Source organism: Paraburkholderia sp. BGA-UO-ETr-F21, from assembly GCF_059567925.1.
The window spans coordinates 652,258-677,877 of the sequence record NZ_JCAQOY010000029.1 but is presented as its reverse complement, the minus strand read 5'-3'; the positions used below and the strand labels follow the sequence as shown (position 1 = coordinate 677,877).

Below are 25,620 nucleotides of genomic sequence, written 5' to 3'. Positions count from 1 at the left end.
GATGCATCAGAGCGATGCTTCCAGCATGGCGCGGTAATCGCCATCGGACGCTTCGAGGGGATTGGTCTTGTGGCTGTGGTCCTTGAGTGCGCCCCTGATGATGTCGGGGAACATCGCGGGCGTGACGCCCAGTTGCGCGAGGCCGGTCGGCAAGCCGAGCCGCTGCGTCATGGTCCGCACTGACGGCGCCACCTCCGCACCGTTGCCAAGCCCCATAGCGGTTGCCATGCGGTTGAGCTTGTCCTCGTCGCGCACGGATGGCGCGTGCTGATTGAATTCGAGCACCGCGGGCAGAAAGATCGCGTTGAGCGTGCCGTGATGCAGGCGCGGATTGATGCCGCCAAGCGAATGACTCAAGCTGTGCACGCAGCCCAGGCCTTTCTGGAACGCGAGCGCGCCTTGCATCGATGCGCTCATCATGTTGAGTCGCGCCACACGGTCGCCCGGTTCACGCGTCGCGCGCTCGATGTGACGCCATGCGCGCCACAGTCCGTCCAGCGCGATGCCGTCGGCGGGTGGATTGAACGCGCTCGCGAGGAAGGTCTCGATGCAATGTGCGATCGCGTCCATGCCGGTCGCCGCCGTCAACGCGGGCGGCAAGCCCAGCGTCAGATCCGGATCGCAGATCGCCGCGCGCGGTACCACGAACGGCGAGATCACGCCGACCTTGCGGCCGTCGTCGAGAATCAGAATGGCGCCACGCCCCACTTCGCTGCCGGTGCCCGCTGTCGTGGGCACGGCAATCACGGGCGCGGTTTTCGTGGTGATGTTCGTCGCGCCGCCTTCGATCACGGCGAATCGTTGCAGCGGCCCTTCGTGAGTCGCGCAAACGGCAACACCCTTGGCCAGATCGATCGCCGAACCGCCGCCCACGGCGACGATGCCGTCGCAGTCGCCCGCGCGATAGACCGCCACCGCGTCGCGCACCGCAGCCTCATTGGGGTTCGGCGGCGTGCCGTCATAGATCGGGACGGGCGCCGTGCCAGCGAGCGCGTCGAGCACGGTATCGATGATGCCTGCTGCCCGGATACCTCTGTCCGTGACGATCAACGGCCGCCTGATACCCACTCGCTCGCATTCGCTGCTAAGCAAACGGATCGCACCGTAGTCAAACTGAATCTGCGTGATGTAGTTGATGAGAGACATGGGAATGAGCGTAAGTTATAGTGGCTGTGGCGCCTCGGCGCCGGACTCCAACGACCCATAACCGGGCCGTCGCGTTGATGCTGGCGCTTTTTAGACGCCGTGTGTGGGCCAGTATAAGGAGGCGCCCATTTCTCAGTAATTGAGAAGATTTGATGCAGATATAACTTTCCCTCAACCTTCATGACACCGCCGCTCAACTCCATCATTTCCCGCCTGCATCTGAAGCAACTGCGACTCCTGATCGCCCTCGGGGATCACGGGTCATTGCTGAAGGCGGCGCAGCAGGTCGCGCTCACGCAGCCGGGCGCCAGCAAGGCCTTGCAGGAAATCGAAACGACATTCGGGACACCGCTGTTCAATCGCACGAACCGGGGACTCGAGCCCAACGAAGCGGGACGCTGCGTGATTCGCTACGCACGCCTGATCCACACCGATCTGTCGCACATGCGTGAAGAGATCGTCGGGATCATGCGCGGCCAGGGCGGCCGTGTAGCGGTCGGTGTAATCATGGGCGCCGTGCCGCTGCTCACCGATGCGATTACTTCGCTGATCGCGCGAAACCCCGAAATCTCAGTCGAAATCGTCGAAGACACGAGCGCAACATTGCTCAGCCAGATCGACGAAGGCCGGCTGGATCTGGCGATCTGTCGGACGACGATCAGTCAGACGCCGCAGCACTACGAAACCACGCGGATGCAGGAGGAAACGCTCGCCGTCGTGGCCAATGTGCAGCATCCGCTGCGGCGCGCGAAGAAAGTCAGGCTTCAGGACGTCGCGCAATACCGCTGGGTGGTGTATCGCGCGAACATGCCGATGCGGCTATTGCTGGAGCGGGAGTTTCGCGAAGCCGATATTCGCTTCCCCATGCATCTGCTCGAAACGACGTCTGCATTCGCCACGCTCGCGCTGCTGCAGAGCAATCCGTCGTTCGTCGCGCTGGTGTCGATCGACGTCGCGCAGTTTTTCGCCAGTCACGAGATGACGTGCATCCTTCCGCTGCATCTTGCTTCGCGTAGCGAGCCTTATGAACTCGTCACCCGAAAAGGCGCGCAGCTCTCGCCGGGCGCGCGACAGCTGATCGAGGAGCTGAACGCCAAACATGGCGGCGAAGTGTAATGCCGTCGGTTGCCCTGCGTCCCGCGTGATCACGGGCCCGGATGCCTGATAGTGCGTCATCGGGCCCGAATCCACGCAAGTTACGCGATGCCTTTGTCGGCGAACGATGCCGCCAGCGCGTGCAGACCGTCGCGATAGATACCTTCGAAAAGCCTCGATGCTTCGTCGTCGCTCACACCGGTCGGCGTGAACTCACCGCTCCAGTCGACCAGCGATGCACCCGCCTCTTCGCTCTCACGCACGTGCAGCGTCGAGCGATAGCCCGTGACGGGAAACGGCGCTTCGAGAATCGAATAGGTATAGCTGCGCGCGCGGTTGTCGAAGGCTTCCAGACGCTCGACGATCACATCTCCGGCCGGCGTGGCAAGACGCCGCACACGTCCGCCTTCGCTCAATTCGCTCGACGGAATGTAGGGCAGCCAGTCCGGCAGCGAGTCGAAGCCGCCGATCAGTTGCCACACCTTGTCGGGCGAAACGGGAATGCGGATCGACGCATTGGCTTGGGCCATGTCAGTCTCCTTAAGCCATGAGGGGCAGCGGTGCATTGGCGGCGACCAGACCTTGCTCGCGCAACTCGCGCCAGAAGTCTGCGGGAATCGCTTCCTTGACGGCAGCGTGGTCTTCCGCGATGCGCTCCGGCTTGCTCGCACCGGGGATCACTGCGGCGACAACCGGATTGGCCAGCACGAACTGCAGCGCGGCGGCCTTGACGCTCACGTTGTGACGCGCGGCGATCGCCTTGATACGTTCAACCTTCGCGAGAATCTCAGGCGACGCCTTCTGGTATTCGAAGTGTGCGCCGCCCGCAAGCACGCCCGAGCTATACGGACCGCCGACGACAATCTCCACGTTTTTCGCGGCAGCGGCCGGCAGCAGCCGCTGCAATGCACGCTCGTGATCGAGCAACGAAGGGGTCGTCTCAGAAAACGGAAAATTAAGCACGTTAAGCTCCAATTTCGCGCAGGTACTGGTACAACGTTTCGCGGCTGATGCCAAATTCACGGGCCAGCTTTGCCTTTTGTTCGCCGGCCTTGACGCGTTGCAGAAGTTCAGCGGCGCGTTCGGGCGAAAGCGCTTTCTTGCGGCCCCTGTAAGNGGCCACGGCAAGCCCGTTGATGATTCTCTATTGCAGTATCTGTCGCCGCTGGGTTGGGAGCACATCAACCTGACTGGCGATTACCTCTGGCGCAGCAACGCCAAGATCGGCGCGGGCAAGTTCAGGTCGCTACGGCCGCTGCAACCAGCTTAACGTGCTTTATTTTCCGTTTTCTGAGACGACCCCTTATCAGGTCCGGATACGCGTAAAAAAGCCTCCGGATGGAGGCTCATTTTCGGCAGGGGGGAAGCTGTCTTACTCGATGCCTAACCACCTCGACACGGCGACGGCCAGCGCGCTAGATCGACTAATGCCCATGCGTTTCGCCGCAGCGTCGAGCTGGGCCAGTAGCGCGGGGTCAAACGTGATGGTGATGGGCTTCTTGTTCTGCGACGCCTCGGGCGCTGACTCCTTGCTCGCACCGGCTGTAGCATCCGGCGCGCGATTGATGAACGCGGCGGCCGCATCAGGAGCCGGCTTTTTGGGTGCCTTGGTTAGTGCCATAGAAAATACCTTATCTATATGTTGTCTATACGTATCAACTACGCTCAAAAAGCGTAGATATTAAAGCCTCGACTTCGGCGCACGCAGCGGCGTCACGAGGCTTGTATTCCTCGATATGCAGGCCCGCGCCTGACGCGTGCGCGATTGCTTTACGCCGGGTGATCCGCACCGGTAGCAGGTCGATGCCGTCCAGCTCGCGAATCGCTTCCTCGGCCTCGGCGTTATCGCCGCCCTGTGCGTCGGCCGCGTTCAGTACCGCCCAAGCCTTAATGTCGTTGACCGTTCGCGCCTCGGCCAGAATAGTTGCCGCATCGTTAAGTGCCCACACGTCGAAGCTACGGGGCAAAAAGGGGATCAAAACAATATCGGAAACCGCGAGCGCTGCGCGCAACGCCGTAGAGTCGCGGCCGCCGGCATCGATAATGATGTGATCGTGTAAATGCCGTTGCTGCTTTACCTGGCTGCGCAGTGTCGCACCGTCCGGGTAAGCCGCTGCCGCTATCGGCGCACGGCCACTTTCTGCCCGCACGGTAATCGCGCCGATACTGGTAGCTTGTCGATCGCCGTCAATTAGCCAGACGCGCTGACCGCGAGCGGCAAGCCCTAGCGAAAGCTGTACAGCGATGGTCGATTTACCGACACCGCCTTTTGGGTTTCCTACGGTGACAATCATGCGTTTACCCCCTGTAAATACGTATAGGCTACGTAGAGTATAACTATAGCATTCGTACTCATTTTTCCCGAAAATTTTAAAAATCCGGCTTCGCCGGAGCCAAAAAACCCAAAAACAGACCGCTTCGCGGTCAATGTGGACACGGCCCCTTACGGGGCCGTGCGTGGTCTACAAGGGAATGTGGTCGATCCCGCGCCCGCCCGTGGATATCTCGGCTGTGCACAGCACAAGGCTGTGCACAGCCCCTCCAGCGGCCTCGCCGCTTTCGGGGTACCCGAGATACCCACCGGCTTCCCCGCGAGCGCGCCCTACGGGCCTGACGCGGCCTGTGGCCTTGCCCCAAGTAGAAAGAGAACCTAACCCCTTAATCCCGCGAGGAAGGCAGGGTCAAGGCTCGCGAAGCGACCGCGTAAGCGGCTTGGCCTTGACGCTGACTGGATCGCGTAACGCTCCCGCAAGGGGCAGGGGAGCGGTTTTACCCCCTGTCCCCGCCGCGTCGCAAGCGAGACCGGGGTGTGGGGCAGCGCCCCACGGTGTTGGGGGCCGTCAAGCCGCGAAGCGGCGTTTCAGCCCCTCCGGGGGCCTGATGTAAAAGCTGTTCTGCAGCATATAAAACAGATAAAAGAGAGACGACAATCGAAAATCGTCGGTAAACCTTGCCGGCATTGGGGTTTGGCGTTTTTGATAGGGCTCATCTAGGGTGAGCCCTATTGGGATCATCCAGTGTGAGCCATAAGCTCATTGACGATCCCTCATAGCTCACATAGAATGAGCCTTAAGGGATCAAATAAGATCCCTCTTGACAAATCCATGAGCCTAGAGGCATCCATGAATGAGCCCGATAGGGATCAACTGACGCAGGAAAATGAAAGTCTCCGCACAGAGCTGGCGAAACTTAAGCGCGGGGCGGTGAACCACGGATTTGTGCAAGTCAGCAGGAAGTATCTCGATGAGCTGGACGAACTGGCTTTCCGTTCGCCAGCGGCGCGGAAGCTGCTCACTAGTCTAGTTAAGGCGATGAACAAGCAAAACGCCGTCATGGTGTCGCAGGAATCACTAATAAAGCTGACAGGCCTTAGCAGCGCCACGATCAAGCGGGCCGTGGCACTGCTGCGCGAACAGAAGTGGATCGAGATATTGAAGGTAGGCACGTCGAACGTATACCGTGTGAATTCTGGGGTGTTCTGGCAGGCTCGCGCGGATGGTCGTTGGGCCTCGTTTTCTGCCGAAGTTGTGGTGAATTTGGATGAACAGGACAGCATCACCAAAGCGCAGCTCGACGGGCCAAAGACAACCCTACGGCACATCCCATTAGTGCGTCCGGAAGAGGACGTTATTATCACCGGCACGAATCTAGGCTCCGACGATCCACCGGAGCAAGCGCAGATTGATTTTCATAAGGGGTAACGCATGCTGGCCGGTCTAAAAAAACTATGGAAGGCTGTAAAGGCGCTGCCGTGGGCCAGATCCGATGCCGGTGAAGTGTGGCGTCATGGTTATGGCGGGCGTTACCAGGGCGCGAGTTACGGCGCTCGCCCTCGGCGGCACCAGCCCATACGCGGCCCGAAAAACGGCTATGGCACGCGGCCGGGGCCGGGGTTCTGAATGGGAGAAACGATGAATCACCACGATCCGGCCGCCGACAGCGCGGGCGTATGGGTTGTCACCGAACTGCCGCTGGCGCAGAGCCAACCATCGGACTCGCTGCTATTTCCTGACGGCTTCGCATGGCCCGCATCCGACAGGAAATTCACGCCCCTATTTCCAGAGGATAACGAACTATCTCCGGCCACCGACTGGATTCAGCGAGCCATGCGGGGCATCAGGGAAATGCATCAGGACGAAGACGCACGCAAGGAATTCGCTGACAAACTGTTCTAGCGCTATCTCGGCGCAACGCCCGCGCCGGCCAGCGCGCTCTGTAGCTTCTCGACCGCGCTGCGCATCAGGGCCGCTTCATCATCATCGATCGCGTTGCCGCGCATCTCGGACCAGCCGATGCGCTTGACGAGCTGCGCGAGCGCCCGCGTCTCGGCGTCGTCCAGCTCGGCGTACCCTTGTCGCTTGTCGGCTTCACGCGATAGCGTCATCACAAACATGGCGTCTCCGTTCGGCCTCACGGCCACTGCTGGCGCGCGTGCAGCACGCGCAGGATCTGCACATCATCGCCCTGCAGGCGATAGACGAACAGATAGTTTTCCGTCACCACACACTCGCGCGTGCCGCGCACGCGGCCGGCCTTGTAGAGCTTCGGATGGGTCTCCAGTCGTGCGGTCCTGCTCTGGATCTCGGCGGCCAGCGTCGCGGCCCCCTGTGGGCTTTCCTCGCCTACGGCGTCCAGAATATCAGCCAGATTAATCAGCGCTTCGGCCAGCCATTGCACCGTCATGCGCGGGCCTTGCGTCGGCTCTTGCTGGCCGACCCGCCGGCGGGCTTACCGGCCAGCGCACGCAGCGCGGCCGTGTCCCCCGACTGGAGCGCGGCGGCCACGTCGGCGTGCGCCACCTTCACGGTGGCAGGGTCGTCGGCCTCGGCCAGCGCCGCGCCGATCTCGGCACGAAACCACTTGTCATAGGCGGCGGCCTGGTGCGCAGCCTTCATCTGCTCGCGGGCGCGTTCGGCGTTGCTCTGCGAGCGGGCCGACAGCGGCGCGTCCGGATCGTACTGCGCGGCGTCCACGTCGAACTGCACGATGCCCATTTCACGCAGGTAGGACACGATGGTCTCAAACCGCTTGAACACGCGCACGTTGCCCCGCTGCGCGGCCAGCGGCCGCTCAGTCAGGCCGTACCTGAACAGCACACCCCAGCCGCCTTTCTGGCCGACCACGTGGGCCGCGCGGATCGCGCCGGCCTCCACGAGCTGCGAGACGGTTTCGTGGGTAATCGCGTCGGTTGCCATTTCGACCCCTATTGATGGTTCAGAGAACAGGTTTCAGTATCGCACTGAAACAGGACTTCGACAATCACACAACAGGACTTTGATTCATGAATTTGACGTAACGCCCGTTCTCAGATTGGCGCAGAACGCACGGCTGCGTTATTCCGCCCCCCAAAGGCGCGCGGCTCTGGTAGCGTCCGGTCGTGCAAAGTGCCGGTAAGATAACGCGCTTTCTAAATATTCATTCCGACGCGTCCTCCCAGCCGGGCGCGTTTTCAGCTAGGGGCATCATGGACTTTGAATCGCTGCCAAAGACAACGCTTGTGCGGATGCTTCAAGAGCACGAAGCGGCGCTGGCCGACGCAGGTAAAAACGGCATCGTTTTGAGCTACACAGGTCGGGCTGCCCCTTGGCAGATAATCCGGCAGGTTAAACCCAAGCTGCACAAAATCGTCAAGAAGCTTTCCACCGGCGACGAATCATTGCAGGCCGAGAATGAGGTATGGGACGGTGAAAATCTGTCCGCGATGGTGACGCTCTATAAGTATCGCGGTCAGGTTGATCTTGTGCTGACAGACCCTCCCTATAACACCGGGGAAGATTTCCGCTACAACGACAAGTGGGATCGCGATCCGAACGATCCCGATCTAGGCGATGTGGTTCCGAAGGACGACGGATCGCGACACAGCAAATGGCTCCGATTCATGACTCCACGCGTCTGGATGATGCGCGAAATGCTCAAGCCGGCAGGGGTCATGGCTATTTGCATAGACCACCGCGAGCTGTTCCGCCTCGGTATGTTGATGGACGAAATATTCGGAGAAGAAAATCGCCTTGCCATCATCAACTGGCAGAAGTCGGCGGCCGCACGGCCGGACAACAACCACGTGTCGACTTCGACCGAGTACGTGCTGGTTTATGGAAAAGATATCTCCAGAGTGCGCACGGCTTCTTTGGCGCGAGCCGAGTCCGACAACACGCGATATTCAAATGTTGACAATGACCCGGGCGGACTATGGCGAGAAGGCAATCTCACAGCCAAGACGTACTCTGCCAAGGATGACTATGGTATTCAGTCGCCGTTCACGGGTCTTGTCCACTACCCGGCCGGTAACGGCGCGTGGAGGCATCCGAAACGCAATGTCAAGGAGTGGCTAGCCGGGTGGGGAACGGACTACGAGGAACGCGATATCGGTGACGGTCGTGGCAAGGCACTGATGGTCAAAAGGCAGCATCCTGGATCGGTCACATCTGCTGTGTCCAAAAAGGCGCTCACGCGCCTGCAGAAAGACAACTGGCCCTTCGTGTGGTTTGGGCGTGAAGGTGACGGCAGGCCTCGGGTTAAAACCTACCTTGAGAAAATCAAGAAGGGAAAGGTACCCGTAACTTATTGGTCCGACGCTGATCTCAGTGCTGACACTGTGACGGATATCGAGCTTGACGCGACGTCTTGGGATTACGAAGAGTCCGGTAGATCAGCTGACGGCGTTAAGGAGCTGACAGCGGTCGTCGGTCCGGGTCACGGCTTCACGACCGTAAAACCCCTCAAGCTCATGACGAAGATCATCCAGCTTTGGTGCAAGCCGGACGGCATCGTTATGGACCCGTTCGCTGGATCGGGAACTACCGGGCACGCTGTCCTTGAACTGAATCGCGACGCCGTGGCGTCCCGACGCTTCATCTTGATTGAGCAAGGCAATACCGAGAAGGGAGACCATTACGCGAAGACGCTTACCGCTGAGCGAATCCGCAGAGTGATTTCTGGCGAATTGGCGGCTGGCAAGAGCGATCCAATTCTGGGAGGGTTCAGGTTTGTAGAACTCAAACGGGAGCGAATTGATGCAGAGGCTGTCATCGCTCTTGCCCGAGAGGAGATGATCGACCTATTGCTTACTACCTATTGGGATCGTACCGAACAGGCTAAGTCGTACCTTCGCCGGCTTCCCGCTGGGTCACATGCGCACCTGTTTGCGGTCAACTCAAAGAACGAAGGCTTTTTCCTTATCTGGGAAACTTCCGAGAAACCGTCCGTGCTAGACAAGGCAGCATTCCGTGCCATCGCCGAAGAAGGCCGGCACGCTGGCCTTGCTCCGCGCTACCACGTATATGCATCGATGGCTCCTTACACGGGCGGTAGCGTCGAATTTTACAAGATCCCCGACAAAGTTCTCGAACATATCGGTTTTAGCCCGCGTCAAGATTCTTACAATAACGAGGTTGCGGTCAATGCCTGATTTTGAACTCAAGGTTTTTCAGTCCGACGCCGCCAAGACCATTGCGCAACGCTATGCGTTTTTTGCGTCCCATCCATATCGTCCCCGCAAAGGACCCAAGCCACGACCTTTCTTCCAAGCTCTGTCAGCTCTGACTGGGGCTGGTAAGACGCCAATTTTGGCGCAAGCCGTGTCGCTCACTCGCGCTCACTTCGCTTGCGAGCCAATCGTATTCTGGATGTCGAAAGCAAAGTCGGTGGTCGCCCAAACGTACTCCAACTTCAGTTCAGGCGGGAAATACGCCGAGTTAGCAGACGGGTTTTGCGTCATCTCGGTGGGACAGCTCACGCCTATGCATATCGAGGATGACGGAACACCGCTGATGGTCCTCGCGACAACCGGGCTGTTCAACAATCGAGACCAATCCGAAGGCAATCTGAGTATCTATAAAAAGGATGCTGACCTGTTCGGGGACAGATCTCCGTGGGAAAGATTGATCGAGCGCAAGGCAGGGGAACGCCGGCGACCACTCGTTATTGTTTATGATGAAGGCCATAACCTCTCGGAGCAACAGTCGGAGATTCTGGCAGAGCTGGAGCCGGACGCCTACTTGCTCGCTAGCGCGACGCTCAAACTGCCCGCCAACTTCAACAAGGCTGTCATCCATCCCATTAGACTTTGGGTCGATGAAGCTAGCGAGGACTCGAAAGCGTTTGGCGAGCTAGGGGCCAACGACGATAGCGGTGCGCCTGATGCTCAACGCTTCATAACTACGGCCGTGGATAGTGCGAAGGTCGTAGGCGCGGAACTGGTAAAGAAGGCGATTCAGTTCGACGGCACAACGGCTCCCATGGAGAAGTGCCTAGACGACTTGCACGACCGACTTGCTTTAATCGAGGCGGAGATTGCTTCGCGCGGCATCGACTTCAAGCCCAAGGCTATCTACGTCTGCAAAACCAACATCACTGATGATGGTGAGAAGGACGATCATGCCAAGCCATTCGAGCTGCGCAACGCACCTCCCATCCGAATCTGGCGTTATCTGGTAGAGGAGAAAGGGATTGACCCATCGGAGATCGCTATTTATGCGAACTTGGCGTTTGTCGAAGGTAACAAGCCTGACGCGGTTAATCTCTATTCGAAAGGGGAAAATGATTTCGATGATTTTCGCGCTGCTAATCACAGGCACATTATCTTCAACCTGTCACTCCAGGAGGGGTGGGACGACCCGGCTTGTTATCTAGCATACATCGACAAGAGCATGGGATCGTCGATCCAAGTCGAGCAGGTTATCGGCCGAGTTCTCCGCCAGTACGGCGCTAAGTATTACGACAGCCCTCTGTTGAACGCAGCGCATTTCTTCCTTCGCGTTGACGATCAGAGCGTGTTCTCCGATGCGATCGGAGCTGTAAAAGCAAAGCTCAAGGCTGAAGGGGCCCCGATCGAAATTACCGAAAACTTTGGGCCGGCCGGTGGTAGCGCAGAAGATCTGATGCCGAAAGACGATATTGACGTCTCTCTTCACCACGTACACGTAGACGCAAGCGATGCGTGTTCGCGCATTGCGGAGATCGTTGCTGACTTCCCAATTTTCAGCGAGGGCGGGGTGGATACCCAAGGCCAAGCCCACACTACTTCCCACATCGTTGAGCTGGATGCAACAGCCAAGGAAAACGGTGCAGCCGAGTGGAAGCTTGACGGACATACCAATCCCGTCCGCTTAAGATGGCTCGTCAATACGGCCATTAGATCACGGTCGAACCGAGCTCTGGCGGTAACAGACCTGAATGCCCACAAGTTCGATGTTCGGGTGCAGATGCAAAGCCCGGCAGAGAGGCACGCGTCCAAACTCGCGGCGGAAATCGTCGCGGCTTATTACTCACACTCGGAGCTTGCGTACGAAAGTGAGGCTTCATTCCAATTCGGTGTCATCCGAACACCGAAGAACGGCACGCTGTTCCAAAACGGCCTTTACGAAAAATACGCCGGCATGAACAAGTTCGAGGCTCCTTTTGCTGAGGCACTTGACGGGACCGGTCATGTTTGGCATCGAAACTTGAGTAGCGGTGGATTTCATATTCCGCTGCTTTCAGAGGGCGACACGGCGTCCTTTTATCCAGATTTCATTGTCTGGAAAGGTAGTCTCGTTTATTGCCTCGACACAAAAGGCGGGCATCTTTTGACGGACGCCGTGGCGCGTAAGCTGTTCGACATTCAGCAGGACGGCAAAACGAAACTCCATGTTCGTTTCATTACTGAGGGCAAACAGACCGAACTGCGGGGCAAGGCGATTAAGGGGGGATACACTGTATGGAAAATGAAGTCTGGCACCCCAACTCCCATCCATGTACCAGACTTGGACAAGGCCGTTAAAGAGTGCCTCAAATAGTCCGCTACACTGCATCGTTAGCCTCTAGCAGTTTTCCCGTTTCCCGGCGAAGCTGCTGGCCGTCACCATGCCTGCGGTGGTGCGATAGACGCGCGAAGGAGAAAACCGACCGGGTTAGCGGCCGGCTAAATGCCAAAATCTGAGAGGCGAGTATTTCCGCACTCGATTAGATCATCAGTCCCGCGTCAGCTCTATCCCGTTGTTCCGGCTGCGCTCCTGCGTGCGTTCCTGTTGCGCCGGCTTGACCTCGGCGGCTTTGGTCGACGTGTGGCGAATCGTCTGTTCCTTGGTCGCATTCGGCCGGCTCGGCCGGTAGTCAGCATAGGTGGCGTGACGAAGCTCCAGCCCTTCGCCATGTGCCTGCCTCTGACTGGTCGGCGCAGCCTGCATGTCATTGGATTTCGCTTTAGCGTGCGGGTTGGCCACACTCTTATCGACAGCCTTCGATGCCTGCTGCGCTGCCAGCTCGCGATCCTGCGTATAGGTCTTGACGACGTGTTGATGCCGCGTCGTGTTCACGTAGGTCTCGCGCTGACCGTGGCGGCCGGCGTCGGTGTTATGGTGAACTAGCGCGCGGCTCACCGTCTCGCCCTGCGCCTTATGGCTGGTCAGCACGTACCCGTGGTCCATCTGCTTGTATCTGGACAGGTCGATTTCCTTCCGGCTGCCGTTGTCCAGCAGCACGGTCATCCGGCCGTCGTGGGCCGCGATGAACGTGCCGGCATGTCCGTTCTTGATCCCGGTTGCCCGGTCGTTTTCAAGGAACGCAATGCGGTCGCCAGACGCGAACTCGCGCACGTCCGCCGTGTACGCCTGCATCCTGCCGGCCTGCCTGGCGTCGATACGCTGCGTCTCGCGAGACTCCCCCTCGACTATCAGCCGGTTGGCTTGGGCATCGATGCCGCGCACCGTCACGTACGACACGGAGCCATCGCGGCCGGTCTGCTTCAGCACATCGCCCGGCTGGTAACTGCTCGCGTGTCCGCCCTGCGCACGCGTGAGGTCTTTTTGCCGAAGCGTGCCAACTTGCACGGCCTCGGCGGACAGGCCGCCGGCCGTCTTTAACTCTGCGCGGATGGCAAGGTTAAGCGCCCTGCGATCGTCATTCGTTGCGGTGACAACCACCGTTTTAGCCCGCTCGTCTGGCGTCAAGGCGGCATAGTCAGCCGCAATCGCTTTGATTGCGCTCTGGTTGTCAAGCTGCCGTGCGGCCTTGATCTCGTCGCGGCGTTGCTGCACCTGCGCTTTCGTTAGCGCCTGGTCGCCCTGCTGCTCCACGGCTTTCCACTTCGCCTCCACTGCGGCCCGCGCGTTCGATGACTCGAAGGCGGTATGCCGGATGGCGTCACCATAATTCCCCTCGAGGATGGAACGCACCGGCGCTCGAGCTTCTTCTGTCTTCTGACGGCTGATCTGTTTCAGCTCCGACATGCTCATGTTGGCCTGTGCCCGTTCGAATGCGCCGCCGGCACTCACCGACTGGTGCTGCGCCTTGTCGCCAACGAACACCGTTTTAGCACCCGCGCGCACGGTCGCATCGATCACGCCGTTAAACTCCTTCTGGCCGGCCATCGATGCTTCATCATTCACGTACAGGATTTTTGCCTGTCCGGTCGCGGTGTCCTGCGCGGCTCTCGCTTTGGCCAGAAACGATGCCGTGGTGCCTGACTCGATTTTCGAATCGGCTTGCAACTTCTCCGCCTGAGCTGCGCCGGTCGAAAAACCGTGAACCGTCCAGCCCTTGCTCTCTGCCGCCTCGCGCACGAATTCCAGCATGGTTGTCTTGCCGGTGCCGGCGGCCCCCTGCACACCTGAGAACTGGTCCCGGCCGGTCAGGATCTGGCCGGCCGCGTCGCGCTGCTCGTCCTTCAGCTCGAATCCCTTGCGGCGCTCGAAAGCCCCCAGGCTCGCGCGGAACTCGGCCCCGCTCATGATCGCGGTGTGGGCGTCCCGGCCGGCCGTGATGGTGTTGTCGGCCCATCGCTCGCCGGCAATCGCGCCCTGCGTCGTATAGCGTGCCCCTGCCCTGTCAGGATCGCGCTGCACCAGCTCGCCCTTGTGAGCGGCGGCGTCGATCGCGGCAACCAGCTCCGCGCTCGATGCTCGGCCCGAACTCTGGAGCATGCTCTCTTTCACCAGGTCTTTGCGCGAAAACTCCTGCTCGCGCTCGGCCAGCGACGCCACTGCCCCGCGCACGATCTCACGGGCGCTCGGCAGTTCCGCGGCAAGCCCCGCGTTCCGCTCGGCTGGCTGAATGCCCGCGGCGCCGGCCTCGGCCTGCCAGCGGTCGCGGTGCGCTTCCGCGCTCTCGCTGTGCCCCTCGGCCTTATCAACGCGCGTGGCCAGCACGGCCGCTTGCCGTGCCTCATAGCTGGCTGAATCCTTGTCGATTCCACGGCTCTCCAGGGAGGCGTCTCGTTCGTCAGTGCGTTTGCTGAATTCCTCCACATGCGCCCTGCTGTAACCCGCAATCTCGAACTCGCCGCGCCCGTCATATCGGAGCGAATAGCCTTGTTCACGCAGTTGGCTGGCCAGCTCGTTGAGGTAAACAGCATCCACCGTCGTGCGGAGCTGCATCATCTTTTCGTTGCTGAGCGAATAAGCCTTGCCCTCGTGATAGGTGATGTTGGCCACCAGCACGTGCGTATGGGTATGTGGATCTCCCGCCCGACTCGTCGCATGCGAAAAGCTGGCGTAGGTCAGATTGCCCGTCCCGACAAATCGCCCGTTTACACGGGTCTGCGCGCCATCGGCCTCCAGCCACTTCATGCCGGCCTGCACAGCCGCTTCGTGAGCGTCGCGCACACCGGCTTGCCCGTAGATCTCGGACTCGATGCTGACGCTCTTCGGCGGCGCAAAGGTCATGTCCCAGCCGGCGCGATGCTCGGTGGTCTTCTGTCCGGTCTCCGGGTCGATCACGGTGCGCCCGAGCTGCACCCGCTGCACATCGCCGTCCGGACTAACCTCATTGACGTGGCCGGCCAGAACCCGGCTCAGGTCGCTGGCCTCCACGTGGCCTGCCAATCCGTTGATTTCGGCCCCCTTGCCGCCCCACGCGGACGGCACGACCTCGCCGGCGTAATACTCAATCTTGGCCTGCTCGGTCGTGTAGTACGACGCCGCGCCGGCTGCGCTGCCGATGGCACTCATTGAAATCATGTTTTCGATGCCCGAAAATTAGCGGTGGGTGGTGCGATAGACACTCAGAAAAGACCTCGATCAGCGGCATCCGGCTCGGAGGCCGGCATCTGATCCCACTCGGGATTCCACCCCGGCACGTCCTCGCCGGCCGCCTCCACCGGTTCGGCCCGCTCGACCCGTTTGATGGTCGCCAGCGACCGCAGCTCGTAGTCGCGCGCAATGCTCGGCCGCTTGATATAGGGAATCCTGACCTGAGCAACCGGATAGCCCCCCGCCACCTTCAGATAGGCGGTCAGATCCGGCAACGTGAGGATCTGCGACGGCATCACCAGCGTGGTTTCGGTGCGCTTCCGGCTGATCTGGCTGCTGTCCTTCGCCGCGTCCGTGCCGTGCGTGTTGCCGGCCGTGGCCTCGTCTACCTCCTGTGCCCCCAGGAAATCCGCGAACGCCTTGGCGCTCTCGAATTCCTCGGTGCGGAAAATGGCCTTGGTCTGCGCGTTGGCCATCACCGTCTGGAACAGGTCCGGGCCGTAGATCTCCCGTCCCTGTGCGACGTTCTGGAACCCCAAGATGGTGCTGATCCCGTATTTCCTCCCCTCGGTCATGGCCGGCTTCAGGACGGCCAGTCTCGGCAGGTTCGCCAGCTCGTCAATCGATAGCACCACGCGCGTGGTGTCGATTTTCGGCATGGACATGGCCGCCATCACGGCCAACTCCAGCCACGTCGCCACAAACGGGTTAATCACTGCCCGCTGCTTCGGATGGCTCGTCAGGAACAGCCAGCCGGTTGAATCTGACTCGATAAAATCCGTAATCGAAAATCCTTCACTGTCGAACAGCTTGAAAAACCGCAGCGCCGGAGCTGCCGTTAATTCCATCCGGAATGAAGCGCTTGCCTTGAGATTTTCCGGCGTCATCAGGCCAGCGGCCGGCAATCCATGCTTCACGAAGTATTTATGCAACTCCTCCACTGGCATTAACATCGCAACGCGGGCGACTTCGTGCATGGTCTTTTTCAGAGTCGGTTCTATTTGAACCAGTTTCATCACGTCTTCGAGGATGACTCTCGCACCCTTTACGAAAATCGCGTTCTGCCCGTCTCCGCCTTCCGCCTCCGGTATGAAATAGCCTGCGACCGTCGTATAGTCAATATCATCCTTTAGATCACTGAAAATCGACCATGCGGCGCATCGCTGATCCAGAGGATTTAATATAATGTCGCCACGCGATGGGTCATAAAAACGCTCAACGAAATCCCCGGTTGAGTCATATATGACCGCTTTCGTATGACGGCGCGGTGCATCCAGCAGACTAAAAATGGCCTGCGATTTCCCCGCGCCCATACTCCCGATAAACGCAAAGCACCTTGCGATGAGCCTGTCTGGAATACCCACCGAACCAATCTGATAGCCTTGCTTCGATTCTTCCTTTGTTAATGCAGCAAGCTCTTTAACATCAACAACCTGTTGCCCACGCAAAAATGTGTCGCTTGCCTCATCAGCACCGATTTTCATCTGGCGTTTCCCGATCCAGCGTGCGACCTTGATTCCTGCGTAAATCGATCCGGCCGCTATCAGTAAAACGAGTAACCCATGCCAGCCGATGACATTTCCCGTTATCGCTGCGGCCTGCGATGCAGGCATTTTCACCGGCCCGGACGGCGTCGGCAGAATGATTTCCATATCCAGACCCAGCAAAACATAAAACTCGGCCAGATAGTGCTTGAATATAATTTCCCGCTCTGCGCTCCCCGTGACCTCCAATATCACCACAGCAAACAACAATACCGCAACGCCGCTGGCAACAATCACCAACCGCTGCACGCCCGCGAGAGCCATATGAACCGAATGCCAAAGCGCATCGCTCCCGCGCGTGAAATCATCAATACGCGATCGTTTGTTGATGGCCATGCTAGTACCCAAATTGATCGACCAACGCCTCGGTAAGCTGATTGGCCGCTTCCTCGAATATCTTCGCGCGCCGTTCCTTGTTAAGACCAGCAGTTTTATTTGTACCTCCCTGCCCGTTCGTTACGCCACCATCCTGACCGTGCAATATCGAAGCGTCATTCAGAACGCGGGCATTCAGATACGAAAGTTGATATGTTTTTTCAATGACGACCATCATTCTGGCAATGGAGGTTTCGAGTGCCGAAACCCGGTTATCCAGATGGCTCTTTTCCAGTCCCGCCTCAATCAGCGAACGCAACATAACTGACCGATTGGCTTCCCCGCCGACCCGTTCGGCGTACTCGTCAACCTGCTCCAGCAACTCGGCCGGCAGCCTGAGGCTCAGAATTTTGAATGGCTCCATGTGTTCCCCGTCCTTTCCTTTCTCACCAATGGTTTGACTTCTATTTTTCGACTCAACGTATCACACGAAATCCGATCATCGTATTACGTGTGATACGCCCGCTCGCGCTCGCGCTCTGGCGGTTTTACACATGCACCGTAGGTGCGTAATGTGTGCTGCTTCTTAAGTTCAGCCCCGGCTGAACGACCTCCCCATACCCGCCAAGCTAGATCCATACATTCTGGTCATGGAGAACTAGCCCCATGACCCATGCATCAGCTATTACTTGACTCCAACCGAACTCTTATCCGACTGATCGGTTCCGAAAGACTGGCTTTCCCGATCCGTGCGTTCCTTCTTATTGCTGACTTCAAGAGCGCTTGCCACTTCAACCTCATACAACTGGCTATTGATATAGCCCTGTCCGAACACGGTTTGACCGCCTATCCGGTACACCCAGCCGGTGGGCGGTCCGTCGTATTCGAAAACTCCGCTTGTCCATGAAGGATCGCCCTGACCAACAACAATATTGGTTGCCTTTCCGGCTTCATCCGCTGCCTGCTTGAACATTGCATAATACGCTGAATCCGGAATTTTAATTACGGCCTCTAGAAAATCATGTCTTAAGTCCGTTGGATTTTGGAAATTTTGTGGCATTACCCTTGCGACCTCAGCGGCAAACAGGTTCGCAAAGTTAAGCTCGCGCATTACACGATTCATGTAAATCCTCATGCTCTGCTCTTGGTTGAGATCGTTGTATGTCACCCAGCCTCGACTAGGCGATACACCTTCCAGAAATGTTTCAATAGCCAGCCTTCTCAAAAGAAATTTCTCACCGGCTTTCGCATTACCTTTTACAAATCGGCTTATTAATTCGTCCATCGGCTTGGCCCAATCTTCATACTGCGCCGGCAGTTTCATCGCCTTACTGAATGCAGCCACTCCGGCCTGATCTTTGAAAACTGTCCCATCGAATGGCGCACCACCCGGACCAAAATGAAGACCCGCGCCATTTTCCCACGCTGTTTTTGCGTCTGTCAGCCTTCCGTTAAAATCCGTGCCCGCCTTGTATTTACTCGCGTCTTTCTCATCCCACGAAACATAGTAGTTGTTTCCAATATAGTCCCGTGCATCCTGAGCGGATACAACGATTTCTGTTAGCAACTGCTGTTTCGCGACAACCTTGTTCGTCTTGGCTGCGCTTTCCGATTTTGAATCCGACCTGCTGAATTCCCCTTTGAAGCCTGTACTTTGTGCAGATTCTGCGGAAACGCCAGCCTCCTTGTTGCAGGCAGTCAACAATATGGTGAGCATGCTCACCGCGAAAAAATGTGTGATTCTCATTCTGTTGGTCTCTGTGGTTTCCAGATATTCCCCGGAAACCTGCCGTTTCCGGGGAAACTACGTGCGCCGCTTTAAATCAGGCTAGCCCTTATTTGTGTCCTGTCCATTCAAGGCGTGAACTGTTTGCCGAATCGTCACTTCCTCTTGATCGGTCCAAAACCAATCAAGCCCAAAAAACATGTGTGATTTCTCCACGATGGCTCTGGAATAGGAAATGGTTTGCTCGGTTTCAGCATTGATGATGCTGCACTCCATTGCGCGGTCTGACTTGCTGGTAAGCGTGCCTTTCGCGTCAATGCATTCCTTTACAGCATCCGCAATGCTTTCCGCCTTGCCCGGTTTGACGATGGCTGAATAGGAAATAACCCAGCCAATATCCCGGCCGTCCGTGGCCCGCTCAGGTGCGGATAGGACAACCCAAGGGCCGCACGCCCACGAACGCGCAGCGCCTACATCTGTTGTGCGCGGAAGCTCGCCGGATGGACAGAGAGCGCCTTGCAGGGCATCCAGCTCGGCCTCGATGCCGACGCCTACCAAGGGCGCGGCTACCCGCCAGAATGGGCCGTCGATGACTTGCCCAACGGCCGGGCTGTCCGCAGCGTGGGTGATGCCGGCATAAGACGTAAGAAAGGCTGCCAGAGTGGCCATCATCAATGAGACTATCGAGTTTTTATATTTCATAGTGGTTTCCTTTATTTCAGCATGCGCGCGGCGAGCGCGATCAGGACGCCGTTGATAACAAACCCGGCTGCCCCCTGCCCTACGGCGGCATGGCACATGCCGCCCTGAAAAATGGCGAGGCCCGCCAGCGTGGCCATCAACACGGGAACGTTTCCCCATTGCATGGTGGTTTCCTTCATTTCGTCATCATCTGGCCGACTGACTGTTGCAGGCTGTCGGTTGACTGGTTGCGTTCGACCTGGCGAACCTCGGCCGTGGCCCGCTGGTGCTGGAATTCGCTGCACTCGGCCTGTGCCGCCGATGCGTCCTGCTGGAGCCTGGCCGGCTGGTCCTGCCACCGTCTGTCCATTTCCTCGTCGTCGCGGGCAAAGTGACAGCGCAATTCCGCCGTGTGCACGTTGTTCGTGTCCTGCACTTGAGCTGCGTGCTGGGTGTACAGCACGAAGCCCGCGAGGCCGACCGCGCTGAGCGCGCCCCATCCGACAAGACTGTTCATGGTTTTCCTCGTTATCTAAAGCGATAGCTGGCGCTCAGGAACGCCACGATCGGGTTGAGCTTGACCTTGGTTTGGGACTGGATCGGAACGACCCCCACGGGCGTGGGCGCAGCCGTGTTCAGCTTTGCGGTCACGCTCAGGGGGACGTACAACAGCGAAAAACCTGCGAACCAATGCTGTGTAACGGCGTAGTTGAGGCCGAGCTTGAACACGGGTGCCCACGATCGGTCCGTGGAAACCGTGGTCGGGCCGTGTAGCGCCCCTTGCTCGAAGGCGCTGTTGGTAATGCGCGCGCCGGTAAACCATGCGCGCGTCACGCCGACGCCGACATACGGGCGCAGCTTCTCCTGCGGATCTCGAAAGTAATAGTTGAGCACCAGCGCCGGACTCCACTGCTTCGCCGTTCCCAGCTTGCCGTAGCTGGCCAGCGCTCCCCTTCCCTCCAGATCGAACTTCGACGGGATGCCGAACACCAGCTCCGGCGCAACGTGATCGGTATAGAAGTAGATGACGGACAGGCCCAGCGTATCGGAGCTACCAGCTCTCGCGCCCGTGTTGGGAAGGCTGGTATCAACCTGCGCCCCGCCGATGCTGGTTATCGTCAGTGGGTCACTGCTGGACTGCGGAGCGAGGTGCATCCATCCAGCGCCGCCGATCACGCTGCCGGCAGTCTGCGCGTAGGCGGCCTCGGAGAAAGGGACCACGGCCAGAATGGCGGCCAGCAGTCGGAGAAGGGAAATCAGACGTTTTTTCATGCTCACGGCTCCTTTAGTTACTACGTATAAGAGCCATCATTATTATTCATACAATACGTGTTGTCTACGTATTTTATACGTATGTTTTTAGTGACTGATTTGGGGCCTTATCAGGGGTCGTCTCAGAAAACGGAAAATTAAGCACGTTAAGCTCCAATTTCGCGCAGGTACTGGTACAACGTTTCGCGGCTGATGCCAAATTCACGGGCCAGCTTTGCCTTTTGTTCGCCGGCCTTGACGCGTTGCAGAAGTTCAGCGGCGCGTTCGGGCGANACGTTTTTCGCGGCAGCGGCCGGCAGCAGCCGCTGCAATGCACGCTCGTGATCGAGCAACGAAGGGGTCGTCTCAGAAAACGGAAAATTAAGCACGTTAAGCTCCAATTTCGCGCAGGTACTGGTACAACGTTTCGCGGCTGATGCCAAATTCACGGGCCAGCTTTGCCTTTTGTTCGCCGGCCTTGACGCGTTGCAGAAGTTCAGCGGCGCGTTCGGGCGAAAGCGCTTTCTTGCGGCCCCTGTAAGCTCCGCGCTGTTTGGCGAGCGCGATGCCTTCCCTCTGCCGTTCGCGGATCAATGCTCGCTCGAACTCGGCGAACGCGCCCATGACCGACAACATCAAGTTCGCCATCGGCGAATCCTCACCGGTGAAGGTCAGGCATTCTTTGACGAACTCGATGCGCACACCGCGCCTGGTCAGCTTTTGCACAAGGCGGCGCAGGTCATCGAGGTTGCGGGCCAAGCGATCCATGCTGTGCACCACCACCGTATCTCCTTCGCGCACGAAGGCCAGCAGCGAGTCAAGTTCCGGGCGCTGGGTGTCCTTGCCCGATGCCTTGTCGGTGAATACCTTTCCGACTTCGACCTGTTCCAGTTGCCGCTCCGGGTTTTGGTCGAAGCTGCTGACCCGGACGTAGCCGATACGTTGACCTTGCAAGATGCCCCCAAACAGAAAAGTGTCAGGAATAAATCTATGACCTTGCGCAGCTTGTGTCAATAAATTAAGCGATGGAGTCTATCCGGACGTTTCTGGGTAGGCTGTCCTGACGTCCGGTTAGGGCATAGTCTAAGCAGACAGGTCAACGCACTTGCATCATTTTGATGGTTGTAGTATTATTTAAATATGGAAAAGCAAGCCGCAACATCAATTTTCGAATCCCTCTCATCGGGCCTGCGCTTGGACGTGTTCAGGCTGTTGGTCAAGAAGGGGCCGGACGGCATGGTGGCAGGCGCGATTGCTAACGCGCTGGATATACCGCCGGCCAACCTCTCCTTTCACCTGAAGGCGTTGTCACAAGCTCGCCTGGTGACGGTTGAGCAAGAGGGCCGTTTCCAGCGTTACCGAGCGGACATCCCGTTGATGTTGGATCTGATCGCGTACCTCACGGATGAGTGTTGCACTGGCAGTCCCGCTAAATGCGTAGAAATGGTTGCTGCCTCGAACTGCGCCAAGGAACTGTTGCCCGCCCTGTCACCCACTCCAACGAAAGCGATAACATGAATATCCTGTTTCTTTGTACCGGTAACTCCTGCCGTTCTATATTGGCGGAAGCGACCTTTAACCACTTGGCTCCGACAGGATGGAAAGCGATGAGTGCGGGAAGTCAGCCGACCGGGACCGTCCATCCGCGTTCCCTGGCGCTCTTGGCGCGTGAAGGTATCGACACGAACGGACTGCACAGTAAATCGTGGGACAACCTGCCGCTGGCTCCGGATGTGGTCATCACCGTGTGCTCGAATGCTGCTGGGGAAACCTGTCCGGCGTATCTTGGCTCGGTACTGCGTGCGCATTGGGGTGTTGACGATCCCGCTCATGCCACAGGGACCGAAGCGGAAATCGAAGCCGCGTTCACGACGGCCTACCGTATCTTGCGGCGTCGCATCGAAGCCTTCCACGCGCTGCCGTTGGCGCAACTTGCGCACGACCGGACACGCTTGAAGGCGGAACTGGATCGGATTGGGGTGCTTTCGGCGTAGTTTTTTTGACTTATATTTGAATACTTGATGGAGAGTTTAAATGAAGAAGATCGAAGTGTTTGACCCATCGCTGTGTTGCAGCACCGGCGTCTGCGGCGTGGAGGTTGACCAAGCCTCGGTGACTTTTGCTGCTGATGTTGATTGGGCGAAGCAGAACGGCGCGCACATCGAACGCTACAACCTGGCGCAGCAGCCACAGATGTTTGCCGAAAATGCGACCGTAAAAGGTTTTTTGCAGCGCTCCGGTCAGGATGCGCTGCCACTGATCCTGGTCGATGGTGAAGTGGCCCTCGCAGGGCGTTACCCCACCCGCGATGAGCTGGTCCGCTGGGCTGGGTTGGCGGCTGCGCCGTCCATGAAAACCCCGTCTGGCGGCTGCTGCGGTGGCGGCAGCCGCACCTGCTGACCCCGTTCATCATTGGTTCATTATTTAAAAGGACTTCATCATGCTTTTTCTACAAAACCCACCCGCTTTCCTGTTTTTTACTGGCAAAGGCGGCGTCGGCAAGACCTCGCTGTCCTGCGCCACCGCCATTCATCTGGCCGGGCAGGGCAAGAAAATACTGCTGGTCAGCACTGATCCGGCGTCCAACGTCGGTCAGGTATTCAGCCAGGAAATCGGCAACAAAATCACCACCATTTCCACCGTAGCGGGGCTATCAGCCCTGGAAATCGACCCACAGCAGGCAGCGCAGCAATACCGCGAACGCATCGTTGGCCCGGTGCGCGGCGCTCTGCCAGACGACGTGGTCAAAGGTATCGAAGAACAGCTCTCCGGAGCCTGCACCACCGAAATCGCGGCCTTCGACGAGTTCACCGCGTTGCTGACCGATGCGACACTGATTGCCGACTACGATCACATCATCTTCGACACGGCGCCGACCGGTCATACCATCCGTCTGCTGCAACTTCCGGGCGCGTGGAGCGGCTTCATCGAGAAGAATCCGGAAGGAGCGTCCTGCCTGGGACCGCTGGCAGGTCTTGAAAAGCAACGCCAGCGTTACGCTGAAGCGGTCAAGGCGCTGTCCGACCCTGAGCGCACGCGCCTGATATTGGTCGCCCGCGCGCAGAAAACCACGCTGGACGAGGTCGCACGCACGCACGAGGAACTGGCCGCCATCGGCCTGTCCAGGCAGAACCTGGTCATCAACGGTGTGCTGCCGGAAAGCGAAGCCGTTCACGACGCGCTGGCCGCTGCCATCCATCGCCGTGAACAGGAGGCCATCGCCAACATGCCCGCCGTGCTGCGCGACCTGCCCCTCGATCAACTGCCGCTCAAGGCATTCAACCTGGTCGGTGTCGAGGCGCTGAGCAGCCTCTTCTCCGATCGAGACGAGGCTGCGCCCGTCGTCGCCGGTGCGCCTGCCAAACCCGTTGACCTTCCGCCGTTGTCGACGCTGGTTGATGAGATCGCTGAAACGGGCCATGGCCTGATCATGATGATGGGCAAGGGCGGCGTCGGCAAAACCACCCTGGCGGCTGCGGTGGCGGTGGCGCTGGCCGAACGCGGCCTGCCCGTGCATCTGACAACCTCTGACCCCGCCGCACACCTGACCGACACGCTGGCCGGTTCGCTGGACAACCTGGAAGTCAGCCGCATCGACCCCCAGGCGGAGACCGAACGTTATCGCCAGCATGTGCTGGTCACCAAAGGCAAGGATCTCGATGCCGAAGGCCGTGCCATGCTGGAAGAAGACTTGCGCTCGCCCTGCACCGAAGAAATCGCGGTGTTCCAGGCGTTCTCGCGCGTCATCCGCGAGGCCGGTAAAAAGTTCGTGGTGATGGACACCGCACCAACCGGCCACACCCTGCTACTGCTCGACGCCACCGGGGCTTATCACCGCGAAGTGGCCCGTCACGCCGAGTCGAACGTGCGCTACACCACGCCGATGATGCAGTTGCAGGACCCGGCGCGCACCAAGGTGATGATTGTGACCTTGGCGGAAACCACGCCGGTGCTGGAAGCAGCCAATTTACAGGAAGACCTGCGCCGCGCTGGCATTGAGCCGTGGGCCTGGCTGATCAACAACAGCCTGTCCGCCGCACCAACCGCGTCACCCTTGCTGAAGCGGCGGGCCGCGTTTGAGCTGACCCAGATCGAGGCGGTTCGCACCCGCTACACCAAACGCGTCGCCCTGGTGCCGATGCAGGCGGAAGAACCGATTGGCATCGAACCCTTGCTAGCCTTGGTCGAGCCGCGGAACGGGTTCGGCCTTGGCGGCGCGAAACATCAAAAGGTGGCGCTATGACGCGTCTGCTCATCATCGGCGGCAGCGATGCGGGCATCAGCGCGGCGCTGCGGGCTCACGAGCTCGATCCCCAAACCGAGGTATCGGTTCTACTGGCCGACGAGTACCCGAATTACAGCATCTGCGGCCTGCCCTTTTACCTCAGCGGCGAGACGCCGGATCACCGGCAGCTTGCCCATCGCACCGCGTTCGACGGAATCGAAATCCTGACGAACCATCGGGCCGTATCGGTTCATCCAGCGGCCAAGACGGTCGATGTCGTGCGCGGGGCGAACGGCAGTGTGAAGACGTTGCGCTATGACCACCTGGTCATCGCGACCGGTGCCGTCCCAGTCCGTCCCCAAGGGTTGCCCGGCCTCGATCTCCCCGGCGTTTATCTCCTGCACACCATGGGAGATGGCTTCGCTGTCCATAGCCGTCTCATGGGCGGCGAGACACGCTCGGCCATCATTATTGGCGCTGGCTACATCGGCGTGGAGATGGCCGACGCGCTGCGGCATCGAGGGATCGATGTCACACTCGTAAGCCATACCGATCCCGTGTTCCCAAGCGTCGATCCGTCGTTCGGTAGGCTGATCGGGGAGGAGCTGTCACGGCATGGCGTGCGCGTCGTGGTCGGTTGCACCGTGGAACGAATCGAAGCCGCCGATAACCGGCGTGGTCTCACGGTAT

General features: G+C 58.9%; 28 protein-coding genes and 3 pseudogenes (1 of these 31 only partly in view). 12 read left to right on the top strand and 19 right to left on the bottom strand.

Annotation, left to right across the window (positions count from 1 at the left end; genetic code table 11):
* Positions 1–6: 6 nt before the first annotated feature.
* Positions 7–1,146 (bottom strand): 4-hydroxybutyrate dehydrogenase, encoded by a 1,140-nt coding sequence (gbd, locus tag AC57B1_RS19505; RefSeq protein WP_496418337.1) that lies wholly within the window; start codon positions 1,144–1,146, stop codon positions 7–9.
* A gap of 180 nt (positions 1,147–1,326) precedes the next feature.
* Between gbd and AC57B1_RS19500 the strand changes: the two genes are divergently transcribed.
* A complete protein-coding gene (locus tag AC57B1_RS19500) occupies positions 1,327–2,262 on the top strand; it encodes a LysR family transcriptional regulator (RefSeq protein WP_408351290.1) in 936 nt (311 codons plus the stop codon).
* 80 nt (positions 2,263–2,342) lie between these two features.
* Here the strand turns inward: AC57B1_RS19500 and AC57B1_RS19495 are convergent, their stop codons facing one another.
* The 3 genes and pseudogenes from AC57B1_RS19495 to AC57B1_RS19485 form a co-directional block, all read right to left on the bottom strand.
* Entirely contained in the window at positions 2,343–2,771 is a 429-nt protein-coding gene (locus AC57B1_RS19495) for an SRPBCC family protein (protein ID WP_496418336.1), read from the bottom strand.
* Positions 2,772–2,781: 10 nt separating this feature from the next.
* Positions 2,782–3,171: pseudogene (locus AC57B1_RS19490) on the bottom strand (aldo/keto reductase); the annotation flags it as partial.
* Between the two features lie 34 nt (positions 3,172–3,205).
* Complete coding sequence (locus AC57B1_RS19485; RefSeq protein WP_496418335.1) at positions 3,206–3,364, bottom strand: helix-turn-helix domain-containing protein; 159 nt, start codon at positions 3,362–3,364, stop codon at positions 3,206–3,208.
* On the opposite strand from AC57B1_RS19485, the pseudogene AC57B1_RS19480 reads away from it, so the two are divergent.
* A pseudogene (locus tag AC57B1_RS19480) lies at positions 3,365–3,511 on the top strand (Tn3 family transposase); the annotation flags it as partial.
* A 102-nt stretch (positions 3,512–3,613) separates the two neighbouring features.
* Here AC57B1_RS19480 and AC57B1_RS19475 read toward each other — a convergent pair.
* Together AC57B1_RS19475 and AC57B1_RS19470 are read right to left on the bottom strand one after the other, a co-directional pair.
* Positions 3,614–3,862, bottom strand: a complete 249-nt coding sequence (locus tag AC57B1_RS19475) for a ribbon-helix-helix protein, CopG family (protein WP_496418334.1) — start codon at positions 3,860–3,862, stop codon at positions 3,614–3,616.
* A 34-nt stretch (positions 3,863–3,896) separates the two neighbouring features.
* Positions 3,897–4,535: an AAA family ATPase gene (locus AC57B1_RS19470; protein ID WP_408462238.1), complete on the bottom strand. Its 639-nt coding sequence runs from the start codon at positions 4,533–4,535 to the stop codon at positions 3,897–3,899.
* 828 nt (positions 4,536–5,363) lie between these two features.
* Here AC57B1_RS19470 and AC57B1_RS19465 point away from each other — a divergent pair.
* Positions 5,364–5,942: a hypothetical protein gene (locus AC57B1_RS19465; protein ID WP_496418333.1), complete on the top strand. Its 579-nt coding sequence runs from the start codon at positions 5,364–5,366 to the stop codon at positions 5,940–5,942.
* Positions 5,943–6,152: 210 nt separating this feature from the next.
* The gene (locus AC57B1_RS19460) at positions 6,153–6,416 is read left to right on the top strand and encodes a hypothetical protein (RefSeq protein ID WP_496418332.1); all 264 of its coding nucleotides are present in this window, start codon (positions 6,153–6,155) and stop codon (positions 6,414–6,416) included.
* 2 nt (positions 6,417–6,418) lie between these two features.
* On the opposite strand, the gene AC57B1_RS19455 is transcribed toward AC57B1_RS19460, so the two are convergent.
* The 3 genes from AC57B1_RS19455 to AC57B1_RS19445 are packed head-to-tail and all read right to left on the bottom strand — an operon-like array spanning position 6,419 to position 7,436.
* On the bottom strand, positions 6,419–6,634 hold the full coding sequence (locus AC57B1_RS19455; RefSeq protein ID WP_496418331.1) for a DUF7706 family protein: 216 nt from the start codon (positions 6,632–6,634) through the stop codon (positions 6,419–6,421).
* A 17-nt stretch (positions 6,635–6,651) separates the two neighbouring features.
* Entirely contained in the window at positions 6,652–6,924 is a 273-nt protein-coding gene (locus AC57B1_RS19450; RefSeq protein ID WP_496418330.1) for a type II toxin-antitoxin system RelE/ParE family toxin, read from the bottom strand.
* Positions 6,921–7,436: a ParC-related protein gene (locus tag AC57B1_RS19445; protein ID WP_496418329.1), complete on the bottom strand. Its 516-nt coding sequence runs from the start codon at positions 7,434–7,436 to the stop codon at positions 6,921–6,923. Before AC57B1_RS19445 ends, AC57B1_RS19450 begins: the two co-directional genes overlap by 4 nt.
* Before the next feature lie 269 nt (positions 7,437–7,705).
* On the opposite strand from AC57B1_RS19445, the gene AC57B1_RS19440 reads away from it, so the two are divergent.
* On the top strand, positions 7,706–9,649 hold the full coding sequence (locus tag AC57B1_RS19440; protein ID WP_496418328.1) for a site-specific DNA-methyltransferase: 1,944 nt from the start codon (positions 7,706–7,708) through the stop codon (positions 9,647–9,649).
* Positions 9,642–12,017: a DEAD/DEAH box helicase family protein gene (locus AC57B1_RS19435; RefSeq protein ID WP_496418327.1), complete on the top strand. Its 2,376-nt coding sequence runs from the start codon at positions 9,642–9,644 to the stop codon at positions 12,015–12,017. Before AC57B1_RS19440 ends, AC57B1_RS19435 begins: the two co-directional genes overlap by 8 nt.
* A gap of 174 nt (positions 12,018–12,191) precedes the next feature.
* Here the strand turns inward: AC57B1_RS19435 and mobF are convergent, their stop codons facing one another.
* The 10 genes from mobF to AC57B1_RS19385 all read right to left on the bottom strand — a co-directional run bounded on the left by mobF (position 12,192) and on the right by AC57B1_RS19385 (position 21,659).
* A complete protein-coding gene (mobF, locus tag AC57B1_RS19430; protein ID WP_496418326.1) occupies positions 12,192–15,176 on the bottom strand; it encodes a MobF family relaxase in 2,985 nt (994 codons plus the stop codon).
* 44 nt (positions 15,177–15,220) lie between these two features.
* The gene (locus tag AC57B1_RS19425; protein WP_496418325.1) at positions 15,221–17,068 is read right to left on the bottom strand and encodes a type IV secretion system DNA-binding domain-containing protein; all 1,848 of its coding nucleotides are present in this window, start codon (positions 17,066–17,068) and stop codon (positions 15,221–15,223) included.
* 1 nt (position 17,069) lies between these two features.
* Entirely contained in the window at positions 17,070–17,471 is a 402-nt protein-coding gene (locus AC57B1_RS19420; RefSeq protein WP_496418324.1) for a ribbon-helix-helix domain-containing protein, read from the bottom strand.
* Positions 17,472–17,732: 261 nt separating this feature from the next.
* Positions 17,733–18,794: a hypothetical protein gene (locus AC57B1_RS19415; protein ID WP_496418323.1), complete on the bottom strand. Its 1,062-nt coding sequence runs from the start codon at positions 18,792–18,794 to the stop codon at positions 17,733–17,735.
* An 81-nt stretch (positions 18,795–18,875) separates the two neighbouring features.
* Positions 18,876–19,475 carry a hypothetical protein gene (locus tag AC57B1_RS19410; RefSeq protein WP_496418322.1) on the bottom strand — a complete coding sequence of 200 codons (600 nt, stop codon included), beginning with the start codon at positions 19,473–19,475 and terminating at the stop codon, positions 18,876–18,878.
* Positions 19,476–19,486: 11 nt separating this feature from the next.
* A complete protein-coding gene (locus tag AC57B1_RS19405) occupies positions 19,487–19,654 on the bottom strand; it encodes a hypothetical protein (RefSeq protein WP_496418321.1) in 168 nt (55 codons plus the stop codon).
* Positions 19,651–19,971 carry a hypothetical protein gene (locus AC57B1_RS19400; protein WP_496418320.1) on the bottom strand — a complete coding sequence of 107 codons (321 nt, stop codon included), beginning with the start codon at positions 19,969–19,971 and terminating at the stop codon, positions 19,651–19,653. The genes AC57B1_RS19405 and AC57B1_RS19400 overlap by 4 nt, the downstream gene beginning before the upstream one ends.
* A gap of 11 nt (positions 19,972–19,982) precedes the next feature.
* Positions 19,983–20,726: an OmpW/AlkL family protein gene (locus AC57B1_RS19395; RefSeq protein WP_496418319.1), complete on the bottom strand. Its 744-nt coding sequence runs from the start codon at positions 20,724–20,726 to the stop codon at positions 19,983–19,985.
* Between the two features lie 146 nt (positions 20,727–20,872).
* Positions 20,873–21,094 (bottom strand): helix-turn-helix domain-containing protein, encoded by a 222-nt coding sequence (locus AC57B1_RS19390; protein ID WP_496418355.1) that lies wholly within the window; start codon positions 21,092–21,094, stop codon positions 20,873–20,875.
* 1 nt (position 21,095) lies between these two features.
* A complete protein-coding gene (locus AC57B1_RS19385) occupies positions 21,096–21,659 on the bottom strand; it encodes a recombinase family protein (RefSeq protein ID WP_003799980.1) in 564 nt (187 codons plus the stop codon).
* A 186-nt stretch (positions 21,660–21,845) separates the two neighbouring features.
* On the opposite strand from AC57B1_RS19385, the gene AC57B1_RS19380 reads away from it, so the two are divergent.
* The 6 genes and pseudogenes from AC57B1_RS19380 to AC57B1_RS19355 all read left to right on the top strand — a co-directional run.
* Positions 21,846–22,223 (top strand): ArsR/SmtB family transcription factor, encoded by a 378-nt coding sequence (locus tag AC57B1_RS19380; protein ID WP_003799982.1) that lies wholly within the window; start codon positions 21,846–21,848, stop codon positions 22,221–22,223.
* The gene (locus AC57B1_RS19375; protein ID WP_012387025.1) at positions 22,220–22,699 is read left to right on the top strand and encodes an arsenate reductase ArsC; all 480 of its coding nucleotides are present in this window, start codon (positions 22,220–22,222) and stop codon (positions 22,697–22,699) included. Before AC57B1_RS19380 ends, AC57B1_RS19375 begins: the two co-directional genes overlap by 4 nt.
* 40 nt (positions 22,700–22,739) lie before the next feature.
* Complete coding sequence (gene arsD / locus AC57B1_RS19370) at positions 22,740–23,105, top strand: arsenite efflux transporter metallochaperone ArsD (RefSeq protein WP_496418318.1); 366 nt, start codon at positions 22,740–22,742, stop codon at positions 23,103–23,105.
* Between the two features lie 40 nt (positions 23,106–23,145).
* On the top strand, positions 23,146–24,948 hold the full coding sequence (gene arsA / locus AC57B1_RS19365; protein WP_003799986.1) for an arsenical pump-driving ATPase: 1,803 nt from the start codon (positions 23,146–23,148) through the stop codon (positions 24,946–24,948).
* Positions 24,945–25,550 (top strand): annotated as a pseudogene (locus AC57B1_RS19360) (NAD(P)/FAD-dependent oxidoreductase); the annotation flags it as partial. The gene arsA and the pseudogene AC57B1_RS19360, both read left to right, overlap by 4 nt.
* Positions 25,546–25,620, top strand: partial view of an FAD-dependent oxidoreductase gene (locus AC57B1_RS19355; protein ID WP_496418317.1) — the 5' end (the start) only. It continues 744 nt past the right edge of the window; the window shows 75 of its 819 coding nt (coding positions 1–75); its start codon is at positions 25,546–25,548; its stop codon lies beyond the right edge, outside the window. The pseudogene AC57B1_RS19360 and the gene AC57B1_RS19355, both read left to right, overlap by 5 nt.